The sequence below is a fragment of the Klebsiella sp. B345 genome (genome assembly GCF_051131735.1).
Taxonomy (GTDB): Bacteria; Pseudomonadota; Gammaproteobacteria; order Enterobacterales; family Enterobacteriaceae; genus Klebsiella.
The window spans coordinates 174,041-190,999 of sequence record NZ_CP180443.1 but is presented as its reverse complement, the minus strand read 5'-3'; the positions used below and the strand labels follow the sequence as shown (position 1 = coordinate 190,999).

Genomic DNA, 16,959 nt, shown 5'->3' with positions numbered 1-16,959 from the left:
TTATAGCTCAGACGATAGCCCTAACGCCCTCACACCGACGATGAAGCGGCTGTACAGACCACGGTGGCATGATCCCACAACGGATTGTGATTCACCCGAACTGCCAGCACGTTAAACTGAGCGTCTTTTATCTCATCGATTAACGCCTGAAGAGGCTTCAGCGTACGTCAGGGTTGATCTGAATTGGCTCACCCTCTTCTGCCTGATCTACAGCATGGGCCGCGTGAGAAGCTGCAATTCGGGATAGCGTTCCTTCCAGCGCTTCGCGATGACGCGTTGCCTGAAAACCGGCAGCTTCTCATGTTCAAATGACGGCGTTGGCCGTAGGCGCAGGGCAAACAGATCGTCGAGCCCGTAGGGGGCAATCGTCTCGATACCTGTCATCTTCCCGAGCCTGACCGCTACCGCCGTGGCGGTCTCCGGCCAGAACTGCAGGGCATGTTGCGTTGAGCGATACGGATCGTGACCGTTGCGTTGGTGCATTCTGGCCTGGTTTTTCACCGACCAGTTAAAGGTTGGCTGCTGCCGATTGAGCTGCGCTTCCAGGGCGTAGTCCTGCTCAGGATTGCGCTGCGCCGCGTCGAACCAGACCACATCGACATCCCCGGAGATGGGGCGTTGCCCGTATCCATGCAGATGATCCCACACGGCATCTCGCACAAACCCCGCGCCGATCCAGCCGTCAGGCAGCTGCAACGCCTGCACGCCGCGGAGCGCCGCCATTCTCAGCGGGTCATCTGCCAATATGCGCTGCACTATCTCCTGATGCGTCATTTTTTTTCCTGGTCAAAAACGTGGCTATGCCTGCTGAGAGTAGTGTATCGGTATCCTGGCGCCACAGCTTGATTTGGCGGCATGAAGACCAGACCAATGACTGCGCGCATTCCTGTCACTCCTCCTTGGGGTTGCTGGGGTTGCATTTTTAATTATGGTTGCAATTAACTGATGATATTGGTAATTATTATCATTTGCATTAACTAGTTATCTGGTACGGTATACCGGCGTCGCAGGGGAACACATCAGGGCCGGAAAGACGATACCACCAGCGGAAAAGGATTAATCATCAGATGTATGCCCGTGAGTATCGTGCAACACGCCCGAGCAAGGCGTTGTTTTCTCTTGTTTCTTGTTTGACCTTAATCGTCAGCACGCAGAGTCTGGCGAGGCCGGATATGCAGCCGCTGGGACCGAGTATCGCGGATAAGGGCTCCTCGGTTTACCACTTCAGCGTCAACCAGTTCGATTCTGCCGATGGCTCCCGCCATTACCGGGTCTGGACCGCCGTGCCGAACAAAGCCGCGCCGGCGTCGGGCTACCCGGTGTTGTATATGCTCGACGGCAATGCGGTCATGGACCGTCTGGATGAAGCCCTGCTCCGGCAGCTGGCGGACAAATCACCGCCGGTGATCGTGGCGGTCGGATATCAGACCAACCTCCCCTTCGATCTCAACGCCCGCGCCTACGACTATACGCCAGCAGGCGTACAAAACGGCAAAGCCGGTACCAGCGGCGAGCGTGCTAATCGTAAGAGCGGCGGTAGCAACGACTTCCGCCAGTTACTCGAAACGCGTATTGTCGCGAAGGCAGAACAAGGGCTGACCATCGATCCCCAGCGCCGCGGCCTGTGGGGGCACTCCTTCGGCGGCCTGTTCGTCCTGGATGCCTGGCTGTCGTCCTCCCTGTTTCAGCGGTACTACAGCGCCAGCCCGTCATTGGGCAGAGGCAATGACGCCCTGCTGAGCCGTATTACGGCGGTCAATCCGTCACAATACTGCGCAAAACACCTGTCGATCATGGAAGGATCGGCGATGCCGAACGATAACCGTGAAAAGCACCTCGACGGGATACTGACCAAAATTCACGCCTCGCTCACCACGCTGAAAGAGAAAGGTGTTAACACTGCGTACTGGAATTTCCCCGGTCTGGGCCACGGCCCAATGTTCACTGCCTCTTTCCGCAGTGCGCTGTTAGATATCAGCGATGATAAAACGGTTAACACCGCTGGTTGTCAATAATCCAGCGGTGAATACTGCCCGCACTGTCGCGGGCAGTCACGTCAACGATGGTGTCAATTCAGCTCTCGCAGAAACGAATTCTGTTGCCAAACGGATCGTACACCTCGAGGATTTTTCCCCACGCTTGCTGGACGATTTCGGGCCTGCCATAGCCGTATTGTTTAATATTTAACTCATCCCGGAATAACGCGATGTGGTTCATGGGAACAAAAAGCGTGGCCCCCGGGCTGGCATCGCCATGATGTTCGCTCAGATGGATCTGCAAGCCGTTACGGCTAATGCCCATATACAACGGCAGGTCCGCTTCGAAACGGTGCTCAAACTCCACCGTAAACCCAAGGAAATCGAGGTAAAACTCACGGGCCTTGCGTTCATCAAACATACGCAAAATAGGAATGCACTTTTCAAACGACACCACCGCGTCCGCGGCCTGAGGGGCTAACTTTGCCGATGCCGTATTCCAGTCCCTAAAGCCCATCTGCTGAGAGACAATTTCGAGAGCGGCTGAGTGGGAAATCGTGACCTCGCGTGACGCCAGCTCAGTGCGTAATTTTGTCGCCATCAGTTTTGCTTGCGCGATAGAAAACATGTTCTCTCCTGTCGTCAGGGCACACCGGTGCTCGCATTACCAGACCCCGATCGTCAAAAAAGATGAATGAAGCAAAACCGGGATAATGACGTGCTTTCACCTTTCCGTGAGGACGCGAGCGGCAGGCAGCACAAGCCACAGAGGAAGTTAGCTGATGGACTGAAAGGAAGCAAGTATGCGGTGCTGGCCTTCTGATAATAGACAGAAGACCAGGGTGAATATGGCGGTCAGACTCCGCCGGGCGGTAATACTATTTGTGCAGAGCGATCCCTTTAATCACCTTATCGACCTCTTTTTTGGGGCCACGCAGACCAATTCCCACCAGGTCCAGATTATCGCATCTGCCGCGCGGAATACTTCCCGGTTAGCTTCATCATGCCCGGTAGAAAACATTGCATGAATGTAAGGAATACCATCACCTGTAAACCACCACCTGTATAGTATACATTTTCGGGTATAACGGGATAACTCGTGCAGTTCTGCCGTTGTCTGGACAATTTTCTGGGCAAATTTATCATCGCACCATCGGAGTAACCATTTGAAAATTATTGAAATATTACAATATACCTTACATAAAGGAACCGGCGCTGCTTTTCATCGCTTAATGCTAGAAATTAGCGTACCGTTGCACCAACACCATCAGATTGATGTTGTTTCATGTGGTCATTCGCTACATGATCCGGACAGCTACTATCTGATCCGCGCCTTTGCCAGCATGGAAAGTATGGAAAGTAGTCTTGCGGCATTTTATGCCAGCGCTGACTGGCGTGACGGGCCACGTGAGGCGATCGTGCGCAGCATCGACACCGCACTGAAAACCGTGATCGCCCTTCCGCGAGACAGTGTCGATGGTTTACGACTTCAGTAAGGATGTCCTTCTCGCCAGTACTGACAGACTTGACGAGGCCAGCGTCACCGCCTCGCCAGAATCGGGTATACTGGCCCTCTTTCACTTCGGCCCATATTGCTCCACTCTATGAATCTCAATCGCTTCTGTTATCTTCTGCTGGGCCTCGCGGCGGCTGGCAGCCTGTTTCTACCTCACCCGCTCGTCATGTGGTTACTGCTGGTCAATCTCCTGACGCTGGCGCTCTACGGGATGGATAAAACCGCTGCCCGCAAGGCGTGGCGACGGGTCCCTGAATCCACGCTGCTGGTATTTGGCTTCGTCGGTGGATGGCCCGGCGCAATCGTGGGTCAGCAGTGTTTTCGCCATAAAACCCAAAAACAGCCCTTTAAAACCTACTTTATGATCAGCGTGATACTGAATATTATCGTGCTGGCGGGCGGATACTGGCTGTATGCCTGGGGCCCCGTCGCGGTCTGAACCGACACTCGCTCACGTCCGACGCGGGCGCTGTTCCACCGTTAGCACCCGCGTAAAATCATAACAGTCACACAACTGTTATCATAAAAAAGCCCGCTTCTGCCTCTGCAAGCCCCTGCCGCCGCCCTTTAAAATTGCGCTGAATCAATTTTCTTGCGGAGTACTGCATGTTCGGTCTTGATGCATTCCACCTTGCGCGAATCCAGTTCGCCTTTACCGTCTCTTTTCACATCATCTTTCCCGCCATCACCATTGGGCTGGCCAGCTATCTGGCGGTGCTGGAAGGATTATGGTTAAAAACTAAAAATCCGGTCTGGCGCTCGTTGTACCACTTCTGGTCAAAGATTTTCGCCGTCAACTTTGGCATGGGCGTGGTGTCCGGCCTCGTGATGGCCTATCAGTTCGGCACCAACTGGAGCGGTTTCTCTGAATTTGCCGGCAGCATTACCGGCCCGCTGCTGACCTATGAAGTCCTGACCGCCTTCTTCCTTGAAGCCGGCTTCCTCGGCGTCATGCTGTTCGGCTGGAACCGGGTCAGCCCCGGAATGCACTTCTTCGCCACCTGCATGGTGGCCCTCGGGACGATCATTTCAACCTTCTGGATCCTCGCCTCCAACAGCTGGATGCAAACCCCGCAGGGTTTCGAGATCGTCAACGGCCAGGTGGTCCCGGTCGACTGGTTTAAAGTTATCTTTAACCCGTCGTTCCCTTATCGCCTGCTGCACATGACGGTCGCCGCCTTTCTCAGCAGCGCGCTGTTTGTCGGTGCCTCGGCGGCGTGGCACCTGCTGCGCGGCAATAACATCCCGGCGATCCGCGCGATGTTCTCCATGGCCCTGTGGATGCTGCTTATCGTCGCCCCCATTCAGGCGATGATTGGCGACATGCACGGCCTGAACACCCTGAAGCATCAGCCGGCGAAAATTGCGGCCATCGAAGGCCACTGGGAAAACCGTCCGGGAGAACCCACCCCGCTGCTGCTGTTTGGCCTGCCGGACATGGAGCAGGAACGTACCCGTTACGGCCTGGAAATTCCAGCGCTCGGCAGCCTTATCCTGACCCATAGCTTCGATAAACAGGTACCCGCCCTGAAAGAGTTCGCGCCGGAAGATCGCCCGAACTCAACCATCGTCTTCTGGTCATTTCGCCTGATGGCCGGCCTTGGCATACTGATGATCCTGCTCGGGGTAATGGCGCTGTGGCTGCGCTACCGCCATCGTCTGTACCAGTCCAGGCCGTTCCTGCGCTTCGCGCTCTGGATGGGGCCGTCCGGGCTGATCGCGATTCTGGCCGGCTGGGTCACCACCGAAGTGGGCCGTCAGCCCTGGGTGGTCTATGGCGTACAGCGAACCGCTGATGCGGTCTCCGCTCACGGCGACCTGCATATGACCGTCAGCCTGCTGACCTTTTTCGTGGTCTACAGCGCGGTGTTCGGCGTCGGCTACAGCTATATGTTGCGCCTGATCCGCAAAGGTCCGCAGGCGGTCAATCCGCCGCATTCCGGCACCCCGGCTCGCCCGCTCTCCGCCGCAACGGAAGGTTTTCAGCATAAGGAGTCCCACTAATGGGGATCGATTTATCGGTTATCTGGTTTGTGATCATCGTCTTCGCCACCCTGATGTATATCGTAATGGATGGTTTCGATTTAGGGATCGGCATCCTGTTCAGCACCACCCGTGATGGCGAAGACCGTGACGTGATGGTCAATAGCGTCGCGCCAGTCTGGGATGGCAACGAAACCTGGCTGGTGCTCGGTGGCGCTGCGCTATTCGGGGCCTTTCCGCTGGCCTATGCGGTGATTATCGATGCGCTGGCGATCCCGCTGACGCTGATGTTGATTGGCCTGATTTTCCGCGGCGTGGCATTTGAATTTCGCTTCCAGGCCACCCCATCGCACCGCCCGTTCTGGGACTCGGCCTTCCTTGGCGGTTCGCTGCTGGCCACCTTTACCCAGGGCATCGTTGTCGGGGCGGTGATCAACGGTTTTTCGGTGAGCGGACGCGCCTTCAGCGGCGGGATGTTCGATTGGCTGACGCCTTTTACCCTGTTCTGCGGCCTGGGGCTGACGGTGGCCTATGCGCTGCTCGGCGCTACATGGCTGGTGATGAAAAGCGAAAATCCGCTGCATGACAAGATGCGTCGCACTTCGCGCGGCCTGCTGCTGGCACTGCTGGCGACCATCGCCATTATCAGCCTGTGGACCCCGCTGGCCCAGCCGGCCATTGCGGCCCGCTGGTTCAGCCTGCCGGATCTGTTTTTCCTGCTGCCGGTCCCCCTGCTGGTGGCGGTGATCGGATTCTGGTTATGGCAAACGCTGGGCAACCACAATAGCCACGCACGGCCCTTTATCCTGACATTGGGGCTGGTGTTCCTTGGTTTCAGCGGTCTGGGGATCAGCATCTGGCCCCATATTATCCCGCCCAATATTACGCTGTGGCAGGCCGCCGCTCCGCCGCAAAGCCAGGGCTTTATGTTAGTGGGCGCCCTGCTCATTATCCCGGTGATCCTTGGCTACACCTTCTGGAGTTATTACGTCTTTCGCGGCAAGGTCCAACATGGTGAGGGGTATCATTGATGAATCAATCCAGGCTCAAACAATTATTGTGGATGGTCGCATTGTGGGGAGGAAGCATGCTGGCGCTGGCGGCCATCAGTATGCTTTTTCGACTGCTGATGACCGCGGCGGGACTGAAAGTTTAATCCTGTACGGATGAGACGATTCTGAATAACAGAACCTCCATTTTGTCTCCACATTTTTTTGCTGAAATCTTAAGGCACATAAAAATAAAGGATGTAGTGATGAAAAAAATTGTTTTGTTATCTGCCGCGATGACGTTTGCGCTCTCTTCTTTTGCGTTTGCGGCCGATAACCCGCCGCCGCCGCCGGGAAACTCAGCTAACAGTCAGCACCATGACGGTAAGCAATCACCAAAAGACGGTCAGCACAACAGCAAACAACCGCCAAAAAGTGGCCAGCACGACGGTAAACAGCCACCAAAAAACGGCCAGCATAACGGTAAGCAACCGCCGAAAAACAACCAGCACAACGGCAAGCAGCCGCCAAAAGACGGCCAGCATAACGGCAAACCGTTGCCGCCGAAAAAATAACGGCTCTGCCCGGCAATTCACAACGCCGGGCTTTTTTTCGCCTTTCGTCAGGACAACCTGACACAATCTTTGCCCTTCTTTGATAAGCCCACAATAAAGCTCAAAAAATCAGAGGCATAGTAGCCTCACTCACCTGCCACTGGTACAGGATATGCTTAAGAGATGCGTTTCGACGTTGGTACTGATGTGCGCGTTATTTTCCGGCCACCTGCTGGCCCGGCAACAGGGACACGAATACTTTCCGGTGCAGAGCCTCGAACAGCAGTTGCTGCACGAGGCCGATAGTGATGAGTTGCGCAGCCAGTGTGACGAGGCCGCCGCCGATCTTCGTGAACGTCACCACTGGCAGAACGCGCGAAAGCCGCAAACGTTCTTTCCCCAGTAGCGATCGTCGGCGATCAGGCGCCTTTGCGCTTAGGTAAGGTCTTCAGCAGGTCATCCGGACTGACGGAGGCCACAATGCTTCCCGGCAGCGGCATCTTCAGGATGTGATTTTTCATCTTGCCGATCACGTGCATTTCGCAAGGACGGCAGTCAAATTTCAGCGTCAGTACCTCATCGCCATGAATCAACTGCATCGGCGTGGCTTTCCAGCTCTTAATCGAACCTTTTGCCTGTTTCGGGCACAGATTGAAGGCGAAACGCAGGCAGTGCTTGGTGATCATCACCGGCACATCGCCCTTCTCTTCATGCGCTTCATAGGCCGCATCGATCAGCTTCACGCCGTAGCGCTGATAGAATTCACGCGCTTTATGGTTATAGACGTTGGCAAGGAACGACAGATGAGTCTCAGGGTAGACCGGCGGCGGCACGCAAACCGCTTTACGCTGGCCACGTGGAGCGGCGTGGATACGCGCTTCATCGAGCAATTCTGCCGTTTCCCGGCGCAGTTGGTTCAGCAGGCTGTTCGGCACAAACAGCGCAGCGGGCAGATTAACCTGCACATCGCGGGCAAAATAGATGGTCTGGCCCAGCTTCGCGATTCCGTCGCGCAGGTTCGCCAGCGCTTTGTCGGCCTGTGTCGCCTCGGCAAACTCGCCGTCCAGAGTGTGGGTCGCGCTGACGCCGTCCTCACAGGTCATGGTCAGCACCAGCTGCTCCTGCCAGCCGCTGAGGGTAATATCCACCGCAATTCGGCGTTCGCTGGAGGTTTTTTGCAGCGCCTGCTGCCAGTTATGGTCGAGGTTACGGTTCAGCACCTGATGCGGCCGCGCTTTATGCAGGTCCGCCGGCATCTCGTTTGGCCACACGCGATAGCGATTTTCAGCAGTTTTTTCTACCGTATTAGCGCGGAAGCCGACGATTTCGCGCTTAATCATTACGTTCAGACCATCGCCGTTGGTCAGCGCTTCGCTGACTTCAACGTCGAGATGGTCTTTGCCCACTTTCAGCACTTCCCCCACCGGCAGGCCGATAAATTTCGGCGAGTCAAAAGCGCCAATGTCGCCTTTGCGTGCGTTGACAAAATAGTCGGTGCTGCCGCGATGGAAAGTCTTATCGGTTGAAGGCACAAAAAAGTGTTCAGTGCGTCCGGCAGACGACCGCACCAGGTCACCGCGATCTTCAATAATGGCATCGAGCATCTGGCGATAGTGCGCGGTGATATTTTTCACGTAGCTCATATCTTTGTAGCGCCCTTCGATTTTGAAGGAACGCACGCCTGCATCAATCAGCTGCGCCAGATTGGCCGTCTGATCGTTGTCTTTCATCGACAGCAGGTGCTTTTCATAGGCCACCACTCGCCCCTGATCGTCTTTCAGGGTGTAAGGCAAACGACAGGCCTGAGAGCAATCGCCGCGGTTGGCGCTGCGCCCGGTCTGCGCGTGCGAGATGTTGCACTGGCCGGAATAGGCCACGCACAGTGCGCCGTGAATAAAGAACTCGATGGTCGCATCGGTATTGTCGTAAATCGCTTTGATCTGCTGCAGATTCAGCTCGCGCGCCAGCACGATCTGGCTGAATCCCACGTCGGAGAGAAACTTCGCTTTCTCCACGCTGCGGATGTCGCACTGGGTGCTGGCATGAAGCTCAATCGGTGGAATATCCAGCTCCATCACCCCCATATCCTGCACGATCAGCGCATCAACGCCGGTTTCATACAGGTCGGTAATCATGCGCTGCGCCGGTTCCAGTTCATCATCGTGCAGGATCGTGTTGAGGGTCACAAAGATCTTCGCGCCATAGCGATGGGCGAAAGGCACCAGCGCCGCGATATCGCTGAGGCTGTTGCTGGCATTGTGACGCGCGCCGAAGCCTGGCCCGCCGATATAGACCGCGTCCGCACCGTGTAAAATCGCTTCACGGGCGATCCCGACGTCGCGGGCTGGGCTAAGAAGTTCAAGATGATGGTTTTGCAGGCGCATACGCTCGTTGTTATCCGTTATAGGGGGTCGAAATGGCGGCTATTGTAGTCAGAAGTGGCCGGAGACGAAAACATTTTCCACCACCCGCAGTGGGTGAATTTTCACTTCCCAGCAAAGCATTGAAGAAAAAGGTATTTCCCTCTCAAAACCAGCGACGTTACTCTCATCACGTATTCCGGATTTTCCTCGTCACGTTGTGAGTGGTTATTATCGATCGTTTTGATTGGCCGCAGGTTAACTCCCTGCGGCTTTTTCTTTTGGGTAATGGATCAGCGAATGAAAATGGGCGGTTTGCCCGCCGCTGTTGCGGTAGGCATGCGCCAGATCTCCGGCAAACCGACGCCCCTCTCCCGGCGCTAAGACGTGCCATTCGCCCTGCAGACACAGATCCAGCACCCCGTCGATCACCACCACATGTTCAATGACCCCTTTTTCGTGCGGCGTTGATTCGCTCAGCGCGCCGGGGGCGAGGGTTATCGAGAAATGGTCAAAGCGTAGCTCCGGGTCCCACGGGAAAACCGGGGTCACCACCATCGCCTGCTGCTGCGGGTCAAAGGCTGACGGCGTGGTTGATGCATCCGCCACAATAAAAGTCGAGAACGGCACATTCAGGCCGGTGGCGATTTTCCACAACGTGGCGACCGTCGGGCTGGATTCATTCCGCTCAATCTGTCCCAGCATCGCTTTCGATACGCCGGTCTCTTCCGCCAACCGCGACAGGCTCCAGCCGCGCTGTTGGCGCAGTGATTTCAAGGTTGTCGCCAGATGTTGCGCAATATTCATTCCACCTCCAGATTATCTCAGGGGAAATTATACGCACATTGATATGATTCTACAGGGCATTTAATTGCGAAAACCGTTTACGGTACTCGCGTGGTCCGACGCCAAACTGCTGATTAAACAAACGTGAAAAATAGAGCGCATCGTCATATCCCACCAGTTGGGCGATGTTCGCTATCGTCAGTTGCGCATGCTGTAAAAGCAGCGAGGCGCGGTTCATTCGTTGTTTTTCCCGCCACGCGAAAATCGTCATGCCGGTCTCCTGGCGGAACAGATGCGCCAACCGGGATGGTGACAAAAATGCCCGTGCCGCCAGCGTATCAATGGTGATTTTCTCTTCAAGATGCTCATCAAGAAACTGACAGATAGCAATGATTCGCGGGTCAAGCGAGACGCAGTTACTGCCCGGCTGCAATTTAAAGCAGTGCAGCAGGATCCGCTCGAGGCAATTCACCGCCAGAATGGCATCCAGGCGGTCTGACGACGAGTACAGGCGAATAACCTCTTTGAAGTCAGCCTTTAAGCGCTGCAAAAACTCATCATCGACGCTTTGCGTTATCCCCACGTCATGCCACTGTCGATCCCACTTCAGCCAGTCAATCCAGTACGGCCGGGGCATAAAATAGATCCACAGATGCTGCCAGCTATCGCTCGTAGGCTCGCGGCCATAATGATGAGGGCAGCCCGGGGGAAACAGCAGGACATCGTTGGGGCGACAAATAAAGGTCTCATTATTACGATGCACGACGCCGGCGCCACGGAGCGTGATATTAATGATATAGCCTTTCATGCCCAGCTCTCGCTGGATAAAGGTGTCCAGCTTATTGCCCTGTACGATCGGCGTATAGCCTGCCACCAGCCAGGCGTTAAAGGTAAAGCTGCGCATCAGTGGCGAATAGATAACCAGATCATCATCCGCCATTTCGCTATTCATTGTTGGCAACCACATTGCTTTCTAGACCATTCTGCCATTTTGCCTGGTTGAGTGGATGGCGCAACCTCAGGATTGCGCCCGCCCGGTTATTGCGCCAGCTTCCCTTGTGAAAGATCTTCTGCGACCTGCTCGTACAACCCGTCCAGCCGGTAGAAATACATGATGACCATGTTGATTAACGCCAGTGCAAAGGGAAAGGCGATAAATAAGAACTCAATCATAGCGATCACCTGCGGTGACTGAACCGCATTGCCGCCGCTGACAAAACCGGCAGCGCCCAGCATCCAGCCGACGCTTGCGCTACCCAGTCCCATTCCCAGCGTCTGCCCCAGGGTTCCCGCGCTAAACAGGATCCCTTCCATCCGCAAACCGGTTTTCCATTCACCGTAATCGATGGTATCCGCGAGGAAGGCAAACATCGTCGCGCCGATGCCGCAGAAACCGACGCTGCGCACCGCCGTCGCCAGAATGATGTACAGCGAGTTGGTTTTATCAAATAACGGCAGCAAATAGGCGATGCTGCACACCGTCAACCCCAGCAACGCCAGGTTACGTTTTCCCAGCCGTCGGATAAGCCACGGGATAATGAGCAGCGTGATAAGCCCTGGAGTATATTGCGCCAGACTGATCCACGACATCAGTGATACGTCCTGCAGGATATAGCGTGAGTAGTAGACGCTTACCGTGGAAAGCGCGGTCAGGCTGGTAAAGGTAATCAGCAGATAGAAGAAGATCATCAACCAGTAACGATTACCGGCTATCGAGCGGATCACTTCCCGGGTCTGGATATGGTGGCGGTTTTCCTGATTAACCGGTTTGATACGTTCACGAGTCCAGGCGCCGGTGAGCAACAAACACAGGGCGGTGAAGAAGCCAAAAATAGCAAAGACAATAATCCACGCCGTCTGGCTATTGCCCAATGCCGCCACCATCGGCAGCGTAAAGACGCCGACGGTCAACGAACCACAAGTCGACAGCCCCTTACGAAAGACGCTGAGCACCCCACGCTGCCAGGTATCACGGGTGATCAGTGCCAGTAATGAGCCATAGGCAATATTGTTGGCGGTGAAGAAAATATTCGCCAGCAGGTAAGTCACGCAGACATAAATTATTTTGCCATTGTCGCCAATGCCGGGAACCGTCGCCATCAAAAATGCCGATAAGCCAAATGGCACCGCCGTCCACAGCACCCATGGCCGCGCTTTACCCAGCCGGGTATCGGTTTTATCAATGCGGATCCCGACGAACACGCAGATCACGCCGTCCACGACGCGAGCAAAAAACATTAACGAGCCGATCAGAGCGGCCGAGATACCGACGATATCGGTATAAAACCAGGCCAGGAATGTCACCATCATGGTATAGGTCAGGTTGGTGCCGTAATCCCCTAAACCAAATGCCAACCGTTCACGAAAACCGGGCTGTTCATTGGTTGTCTGCGCCTGCGCTATTGATAAGGAACTCATGCTCTGTTCTCCAGAAGAATAATTTGCACATCCCAATCACTTAAGAAAATGTCATCTCCGGCATGAACCGCATCGCCAGTAAAGAGCATTCTCCCGTGAGGCCACTTAAATGTTACCTGTTGCGGTTCCGCACTATAATTAAAGAAATAGATCAGCTCTTTATTATTTTCATCAACGCCATGACGCATAATAATCGGGAAAGTAATATTGTCGTCTGGTACTGCCGTCGGCAGCGTTTCTTGCAGTATATAGCGCATCATTTCACGTAATACCTCAGTAGATAAATGACAGCCGATATACGCCGCACTACCCTGCTGATAACGATTAAATGTGGCGGCAGCATATTTATCCCAGTAAGGATGCTCATAGCGAGCCAATACTGTCGCCGTCTCTTCCGGCACCAATAATTCCATCCAGTCATCAACGGCGGTATCCAGCCCGGACAACGATAAACAGTCCGAGGTCAACGTCGTGCGATCCGGTTCAACAAATAATTGATAACTTGCTCCAACGACCGCAGAGATAATTCCCGGCTGCTCGCAGGATCGAACCTTCATATTTTCATCCGCAAATGCCGATTTAAAGGAGAAAATGGCATGACCACCCGCTTTAATGTAATTATTAATCTGATGCAGAATCTCATCGCTGACCGTATAAAGCAGCGGACAGATCAGCATTTCATAGCTGAATATTCGCGGATCGTCGACGGACAGGATATCCACTTCAATGTTCATGCGGTACAACGTGTCATAGTACAGGCGGAAAATATCATTATATTGATGCTGGGTATCCCGGCTAAATTGATGCCCGCGCCAGGGGTGCCAGTCAATCGCCGTCAGGCATTCATTACTGACCACCAGGGCGATACGGCTTTTGCAGGCATAGGCCATCACCTGCGGCGCAAAGTCGCGCAGTTCTGCCCCGATCTGACACACTTCCTGATATATCGGATTGGGTTTCAGGTCATGGCTCAAAATCCCTTTCCAGTAGGTTTCATAGGAATTATGCAGAGAGTGCCAGTGCCAGTACCCCAGCAGGCAGGCGCCGCTGGCAACGTGGCTCCATGCCTGAAGGCGTAGCTGGCCGGGGAACGGCGTCCAGTCTTTAAATGCCTGAGCCTGGGTTTCCAGCACCATGTAACGGCGGTCTTTTGTCACCCGCGCGATATCGCCGCTAAAGGCAATTTCAGCACCCGTCAGGTGAAACTGGCTGGGATGATAAACATCCACGCCGGTAATATCGACCACAGCCGAGGTTTTAAAATGGTCAACTTCTGCGCGGATCCCGTACGACCAGTTGCGCCAGTCAAAATCAAAGTTATGCGTAATAAACTGTCGATCGTTTTTATATTCTCTGACCAGCTCAGCCTGCCAGCTAAGAAAACGCGTGACCAGCGATCGCTGGAACGCTTTGAACGCGCTCCCAAGACTGGCGTTAATTGTACCGTTCATCGACGGAAAATCTTCCCACGCGCCAATGCGGTTACTCCAGTAATCAAGACCAAAGGCAGAGTTAAGTTCATCAAGATTATTGGCAAAGCGTTTTTTTAATGATTGCACAAATTCAATTTGTACATTTTCAGAGCAGGTATCATAGTATTTTGTTTCATTATCAATCTGAAAGCCGATAACAGCGGGATGCTGTGCCGTCGCCTTTAATAGCTGGCGTATAATTCGCTCGGCATACCACAAATAGGTCGGATGGGTGATATCCATTTTTTGTCTATGGCCATACATATTTTTCCCCTGAGGGGTCGTCGCCATCACATCGGGATATTTTTTGGCAAGCCAGGCGGGGATCGCATAGGTCGGCGTACCGATAATTACTGCAATATTATTGTGGTACATCGCATCCAGCACCGTGGTTACCGAACTAAAATCAAACTCGCCTTCCCGTGGTTCAAAGGTGCTCCAGGTACTTTCCGCGATACGCACATAGTTAATACCTGCCGCTTTCATTAAGGCAATATCTTCCTGCAACCGCTCTTCTACTAAATATTCCCGATAATACGCTGCACCATACCAAAATTGATTCATTATCCGCTCCTCTGTGTTACCGGAAACATAACGCAGAATCACCGGGAACGGATGAAATTAGCTGCTAGCAACATAGAGCAATCTGCTATCGCCATAGGGAGTCGATAGCGATCACATTTTTCAACGGTCAGCATCGGGGTGAGCACAGCCGTCGGAAGACGATTGTGCGTTATAACGGCCAGTGCTACAGTATTCCGGATGTTATAACGCACAAGAGGTTACTATGCGCTCGTTTTCACTCCCCCTGCCGACGCTGCTCGCCGGATTTATCGCCGTGCTGGTGGGCTATGCCAGCTCTGCCGCCATTATCTGGCAGGCCGCCGCCGCCGCCGGGGCCAACGCACACCAGATAGCCGGCTGGATGACGGCGCTGGGGCTGGGTATGGGGGTCAGCACGCTGGCCCTGACCTTGTGGCGCAAAGTGCCGATCCTCACCGCCTGGTCGACGCCCGGCGCGGCGCTGCTGGTTAGTGGGCTGCAAGGGGTCACGCTGAACCAGGCGGTTGGCGTCTTTATCTTTGCCAATGCGTTGATTGTGCTGTGTGGGGTCACCGGTCTGTTTGCCCGGCTGATGAAAATCATCCCGCATTCACTGGCGGCAGCGATGCTGGCGGGGATCCTCCTGCGCTTTGGTCTTCAGGCTTTCGCCACCCTTGAGGGACACCTGCTGCTATGCGGCGGGATGCTCGCCGTCTGGCTGCTGTGTAAAGCTTGCTACCCGCGCTTCGCGGTGATTGCGGCGTTGCTGGTTGGCGGAGCAATCGCCGGGATGTCTGGTGAGATCGTGGGCGGGCATGTGACGCAACTGTTGGTTATGCCGGAGTATATCGCGCCGCAGTTTACCCCTTCATTGCTGCTCAGCGTCGGGCTGCCCTTCTTCCTGGTCACGATGGCCTCACAAAACGCCCCCGGTTTTGCCACCATGCAGGCTTCCGGCTATCGGGTGCCGACATCTGCGCTGATTGTCGCCACCGGTGCGCTGGCGCTGATTCTGTCGCCGTTTGGGGTCTATTCAATCTGTATTGCCGCCATTACGGCGGCAATCTGCCAAAGCCCGGAGGCACATCCTGATCCGCAACAACGCTGGCTGGCTGCGGCGGCGGCAGGCGGTTTTTATCTCCTTGCCGGGCTGTTTGGTGGGTCGATCACCGCGTTGATGGCGGCGCTGCCGACGGCGTGGATCCAGATGCTTGCCGGGCTGGCGCTGCTCGGCACCATTGGCGGGAGCCTGTTTCAGGCATTGAATCAGGAAAATGAACGGGATGCGGCGGTGGTGACGTTTCTGGTGACCGCCAGCGGCATCACCTTGGCCGGAATTGGCTCTGCCTTCTGGGGACTGGTGCTGGGGGGAGTGAGCTTCGCTCTGCTATCAACGCTGCGCCGCGCGTAGCTGCGACGGCGTCAGGCCCGTGGCGCGCTTCACCCGGTTGCTAAAATGGCTGGCGGAACTAAACCCACAGGCCATAGCGATATCGGTCAGCGATCGGGCGCTGCGGCAGATCAGCTCCTGCGCCTTCATCATTCGCCGCTGCATCACATACTGATGCGGCGCCATGTTCATTGACTGGCGGAACATGCGCGCAAAGTGATACTCACTGAGCGCCGCCTCCTGCGCCAGGTCCGCCAGGGTGAGCGGCTGATCCAACTGCTCTTCAATCCGCGCCAGCAGATTACGCAGCACGTGCGGCGCCAGGCCACCGGAGACTGTTGGTAAACGCCACTGCACATTTGAATAGTGCTGAATCAGGTGGGTTAACAGCAGCGTGCTGGCGGAACTTAACGTCAGCTGGTTAGCCTGCTGCTGCCAGTCGTAATCGAGCAGGAACTGGCGATAGACAGCGGTAATTTTGTCATCCTGGGAGAAGGTCTGTTCCTGCAGGCTGAACGACGCCGGGCTGCGATCCCAGATCTGCTCCCCGACCTTGCGCAGATGCTCGTCGGTGCAGTAGAGATGAACGAAAGAGAGGTCGCCGCGGATGTCCCAGGTGCTCTCCGCCCCTTTTGGCATCAGGCAGAAACGATCCGGACCGCCGCCGTTTTTCCAGCCCTGCGGCGTTTTTTGATAGCTTTCGTAGCCGTCGGCCACGTACAGGCTCAGGGTGTGATGGTTGCTGCGAACGGTCACCGTATCGAGATTGTTATACCACGCCGCCAGCTGAATACCGGAGTTCAGCTCTATCGTCTCCCGCAGGACGGCATTTTGTCGACGTAATGTTTCGAAAGTCCCGTAAGCCATAGCCTTTACACATCCGATTCCGTAAACCTCTAGTCTATGAAGAGTCGGCGCCAGATACCAGATCTCTCCCGCCCCAGGGCAAAAATAAGCGCAAGAATTTGCAAG

Annotated in this window: 17 protein-coding genes and 2 pseudogenes; 9 read left to right on the top strand and 10 right to left on the bottom strand. The window is 55.0% G+C overall.

From position 1 onward, the window contains the following. Positions 1-29: 29 nt before the first annotated feature. Both ACMYSO_RS00920 and ACMYSO_RS00915 read right to left on the bottom strand, forming a co-directional pair. Positions 30-167 (bottom strand): annotated as a pseudogene (locus ACMYSO_RS00920) (class I SAM-dependent methyltransferase); the annotation flags it as partial. A 40-nt stretch (positions 168-207) separates the two neighbouring features. Further along, positions 208-774, bottom strand: coding sequence for a nucleotidyltransferase family protein (locus ACMYSO_RS00915; RefSeq protein ID WP_434668817.1), 567 nt, complete (start codon positions 772-774; stop codon positions 208-210). Positions 775-1,067: 293 nt separating this feature from the next. Here ACMYSO_RS00915 and ACMYSO_RS00910 point away from each other — a divergent pair, with 293 nt between their 5' ends. Next, positions 1,068-2,015 carry an alpha/beta hydrolase gene (locus ACMYSO_RS00910; protein WP_434668816.1) on the top strand — a complete coding sequence of 316 codons (948 nt, stop codon included), beginning with the start codon at positions 1,068-1,070 and terminating at the stop codon, positions 2,013-2,015. Between the two features lie 58 nt (positions 2,016-2,073). Here ACMYSO_RS00910 and ACMYSO_RS00905 read toward each other — a convergent pair whose 3' ends face one another. Then, positions 2,074-2,604, bottom strand: coding sequence for a glyoxalase superfamily protein (locus ACMYSO_RS00905; RefSeq protein ID WP_434668815.1), 531 nt, complete (start codon positions 2,602-2,604; stop codon positions 2,074-2,076). Positions 2,605-2,854: 250 nt separating this feature from the next. Then, a pseudogene (locus tag ACMYSO_RS00900) lies at positions 2,855-3,015 on the bottom strand (DUF2000 family protein); the annotation flags it as partial. 127 nt (positions 3,016-3,142) lie between these two features. Between ACMYSO_RS00900 and ACMYSO_RS00895 the strand changes: the two are divergent. From ACMYSO_RS00895 to ACMYSO_RS00865, 7 genes are all read left to right on the top strand, one after another. After that, complete coding sequence (locus tag ACMYSO_RS00895; protein WP_434668814.1) at positions 3,143-3,472, top strand: NIPSNAP family protein; 330 nt, start codon at positions 3,143-3,145, stop codon at positions 3,470-3,472. Positions 3,473-3,580: 108 nt separating this feature from the next. Continuing rightward, complete coding sequence (locus ACMYSO_RS00890; RefSeq protein WP_434668813.1) at positions 3,581-3,931, top strand: DUF1294 domain-containing protein; 351 nt, start codon at positions 3,581-3,583, stop codon at positions 3,929-3,931. 167 nt (positions 3,932-4,098) lie between these two features. Continuing rightward, complete coding sequence (locus tag ACMYSO_RS00885) at positions 4,099-5,496, top strand: cytochrome ubiquinol oxidase subunit I (protein ID WP_434668812.1); 1,398 nt, start codon at positions 4,099-4,101, stop codon at positions 5,494-5,496. Continuing rightward, positions 5,496-6,506, top strand: a complete 1,011-nt coding sequence (gene cydB, locus ACMYSO_RS00880) for a cytochrome d ubiquinol oxidase subunit II (RefSeq protein ID WP_434668811.1) — start codon at positions 5,496-5,498, stop codon at positions 6,504-6,506. Before ACMYSO_RS00885 ends, cydB begins: the two co-directional genes overlap by 1 nt. Further along, positions 6,506-6,631, top strand: a complete 126-nt coding sequence (locus ACMYSO_RS00875) for a DUF2474 domain-containing protein (protein ID WP_434668810.1) — start codon at positions 6,506-6,508, stop codon at positions 6,629-6,631. Before cydB ends, ACMYSO_RS00875 begins: the two co-directional genes overlap by 1 nt. A gap of 99 nt (positions 6,632-6,730) precedes the next feature. Continuing rightward, positions 6,731-7,039 (top strand): hypothetical protein, encoded by a 309-nt coding sequence (locus ACMYSO_RS00870; RefSeq protein ID WP_434668809.1) that lies wholly within the window; start codon positions 6,731-6,733, stop codon positions 7,037-7,039. Positions 7,040-7,190: 151 nt separating this feature from the next. After that, positions 7,191-7,424, top strand: a complete 234-nt coding sequence (locus tag ACMYSO_RS00865; RefSeq protein WP_434584993.1) for a DUF2554 family protein — start codon at positions 7,191-7,193, stop codon at positions 7,422-7,424. A 13-nt stretch (positions 7,425-7,437) separates the two neighbouring features. Here ACMYSO_RS00865 and ACMYSO_RS00860 read toward each other — a convergent pair whose 3' ends face one another. From ACMYSO_RS00860 to ACMYSO_RS00840, 5 genes are all read right to left on the bottom strand, one after another. After that, on the bottom strand, positions 7,438-9,402 hold the full coding sequence (locus tag ACMYSO_RS00860; protein ID WP_434668808.1) for a peptidase U32 family protein: 1,965 nt from the start codon (positions 9,400-9,402) through the stop codon (positions 7,438-7,440). 234 nt (positions 9,403-9,636) lie between these two features. Further along, entirely contained in the window at positions 9,637-10,185 is a 549-nt protein-coding gene (locus ACMYSO_RS00855) for a helix-turn-helix domain-containing protein (protein WP_434668807.1), read from the bottom strand. A 49-nt stretch (positions 10,186-10,234) separates the two neighbouring features. Beyond that, the gene (gene araC / locus ACMYSO_RS00850; RefSeq protein WP_434668806.1) at positions 10,235-11,104 is read right to left on the bottom strand and encodes an arabinose operon transcriptional regulator AraC; all 870 of its coding nucleotides are present in this window, start codon (positions 11,102-11,104) and stop codon (positions 10,235-10,237) included. A gap of 98 nt (positions 11,105-11,202) precedes the next feature. Continuing rightward, entirely contained in the window at positions 11,203-12,582 is a 1,380-nt protein-coding gene (locus ACMYSO_RS00845) for an MFS transporter (protein WP_434668805.1), read from the bottom strand. Beyond that, the gene (locus ACMYSO_RS00840) at positions 12,579-14,618 is read right to left on the bottom strand and encodes a beta-galactosidase (protein WP_434668804.1); all 2,040 of its coding nucleotides are present in this window, start codon (positions 14,616-14,618) and stop codon (positions 12,579-12,581) included. The genes ACMYSO_RS00845 and ACMYSO_RS00840 overlap by 4 nt, the downstream gene beginning before the upstream one ends. Positions 14,619-14,841: 223 nt before the next feature. Here ACMYSO_RS00840 and ACMYSO_RS00835 point away from each other — a divergent pair, with 223 nt between their 5' ends. Then, complete coding sequence (locus ACMYSO_RS00835; protein ID WP_434668803.1) at positions 14,842-16,008, top strand: benzoate/H(+) symporter BenE family transporter; 1,167 nt, start codon at positions 14,842-14,844, stop codon at positions 16,006-16,008. On the opposite strand, the gene ACMYSO_RS00830 is transcribed toward ACMYSO_RS00835, so the two are convergent. Further along, positions 15,988-16,854: an AraC family transcriptional regulator gene (locus ACMYSO_RS00830; protein WP_434668802.1), complete on the bottom strand. Its 867-nt coding sequence runs from the start codon at positions 16,852-16,854 to the stop codon at positions 15,988-15,990. The genes ACMYSO_RS00835 and ACMYSO_RS00830 overlap by 21 nt on opposite strands. Positions 16,855-16,959 lie beyond the last annotated feature (105 nt).